Here is a 2,114-nt window from a genome sequence, read left to right as displayed (position 1 = left end):
GCCGCCGCCGGTCGGGTCGGCCACCGGGGCGCCGGGGACGGCCGGCACCCTCAGCGCCGGCTCGCCCTCGCGGTCGATGCGCACCCCGGCGCCGCCGAGCGTGGTGACCTGGGCGCCGACGCGGGTGAGGATCTCGGCGTGCTCCCAGCCGGTGCGCTCGCGCAGCAGCGCGGCCTCGTAGGCGTTGGTGAACAGCCAGCGCGCGCCGTCGACCAGGTCGCGCACCTCCTCCGGCTCCAGCCGGGCGAGCTGCTGGGAGGGGTCGGCGGCGAACGGCAGGCCCAGCTCACGGCACTCGGCGGTGTGGCGGAGCATCGCCGCCGGGTCGTTGGGGCAGACGAGGACCAGGTCGGGGCGGGGGGTGAACAGGGTGTCCAGCTGCCACAGGTCGATGTCCCGCGCCTCCTGCATGGCGCCCGCGTAGAAGGCCGCGATCTGGTTGGCGTCCTGGTCGGTGATGCACAGGAAGCGGGCGGTGGGCCGTTCGCCGGAGACGAGGACCGCGCCGGTGTCGACGCCGTGCTCCGTCAGCCAGGCCGCGTACTCGGCGAAGTCGCCGCCCACCGCGCCGACCAGCAGCGGTTCGAGGCCGAGAGCGCCCAGGCCGTAGGCGATGTTGGCCGCGACCCCGCCGCGGCGCACCTCGAGGGTGTCGACGAGGAAGGACAGCGAGATGTGGGCGAGCTGGTCGGGGATCAGCTGATCCGCGAACCGGCCGGGGAAGACCATCAGGTGGTCGGTGGCGATGGAACCGGTGACAGCGATGCGCACGTCGGGATCTCCTCGAAAGGCGCCGGAGCAGGTCAGCGGCCGGCGGCGTCCTTGAGCCGCTGGGCGCGGTCGGTCCGCTCCCAGGTGAAGTCGGGCAGTTCGCGGCCGAAGTGGCCGTACGCCGCGGTGGGGGCGTAGATCGGGCGGAGCAGGTCGAGGTCGCGGATGAGGGCGGCCGGGCGCAGGTCGAAGACCTCGGCGATGGCGTCCTCGATGCGGCGCTGCGGGAGGCGGCCGGTGCCGAAGGTCTCCACGAACACGCTGACCGGTTCGGCCGTGCCGATGGCGTAGGCGACCTGGACCTCGCAGCGCTCGGCGAAACCCGCGGCGACGACGTTCTTGGCGACCCAGCGCATCGCGTACGCGGCCGAACGGTCCACCTTGGAGGGGTCCTTGCCGGAGAACGCGCCGCCGCCGTGGCGGGCCATGCCGCCGTACGTATCGATGATGATCTTGCGGCCGGTCAGGCCGGCGTCGCCCATCGGGCCGCCGATCTCGAACCGGCCGGTCGGGTTGACCAGCAGGCGGACGTCCTCGGTGTCCAGCTTGATGCCCTCCTCGTCCAGCCCGGCCAGCACCGGTGCGACGACATGGCGGCGGATGTCGGGGGCGAGCAGACCGTCCAGGTCGATGCCGCTCGCGTGCTGGGAGGAGATGACGACCGTGTCGAGGCGGACCGGCCGGTCGCCCTGGTACTCGAGGGTGACCTGGGTCTTTCCGTCCGGGCGCAGATAGGGGACGGTGCCGTCCTTGCGGACCTCGGCCAGGCGGCGGGCCAGCCGGTGGGCGAGGTCGATGGGCAGCGGCATCAGGGACGGCGTCTCGTCACAGGCGTAGCCGAACATCAGGCCCTGGTCGCCGGCGCCCTGCCGGTCCAGTGCGTCGCCGGCGCCGCCGGTGCGGGCCTCGTACGCCGCGTCGACGCCCTGCGCGATGTCCGGCGACTGGGCGCCGAGGGAGACCGACACGCCGCAGGAGGCGCCGTCGAAGCCCTTGGCGGAGGAGTCGTAGCCGATGGACAGGACCGTGTCGCGGACGATCTGGGCGATCGGCGCGTACGCCGTGGTGGTGACCTCCCCGGCGATGTGGACCTGGCCGGTGGTGATCAGCGTCTCCACGGCGACCCGGGAGGCCGGGTCCGCGCGCAGCAGCGCGTCCAGGACGGCGTCGCTGATCTGGTCGGCGATCTTGTCGGGGTGGCCCTCGGTGACGGACTCCGAGGTGAACAGACGACGGGACATGTCTCTCCCTAACGTGTCGGGCGGCCCGCGGGAGCGGGCCGGCGGTTCAGGCCGCCGTCGCCGGGCCGCTCACCCGGTGCGCCCGGGGTGTGCGGCCCGCCG

General features: G+C 73.7%; 2 protein-coding genes. Both read right to left on the bottom strand.

What is annotated here, in order from left to right:
* Positions 1-771, bottom strand: a 771-nt coding sequence (locus tag AB0I98_RS49760) for a PfkB family carbohydrate kinase (protein ID WP_362953146.1), incomplete at its 3' end; no start/stop codon positions are given.
* Between the two features lie 32 nt (positions 772-803).
* Positions 804-2,012, bottom strand: a complete 1,209-nt coding sequence (metK, locus tag AB0I98_RS49755) for a methionine adenosyltransferase (RefSeq protein ID WP_362953145.1) — start codon at positions 2,010-2,012, stop codon at positions 804-806.
* Between the last annotated feature and the right edge of the window lie 102 nt (positions 2,013-2,114).

This window comes from Streptomyces sp. NPDC050211 (assembly GCF_040656035.1).
GTDB lineage: Bacteria > Actinomycetota > Actinomycetes > Streptomycetales > Streptomycetaceae > Streptomyces.
This window is presented reverse-complemented; position numbering and strand designations above follow the sequence as displayed.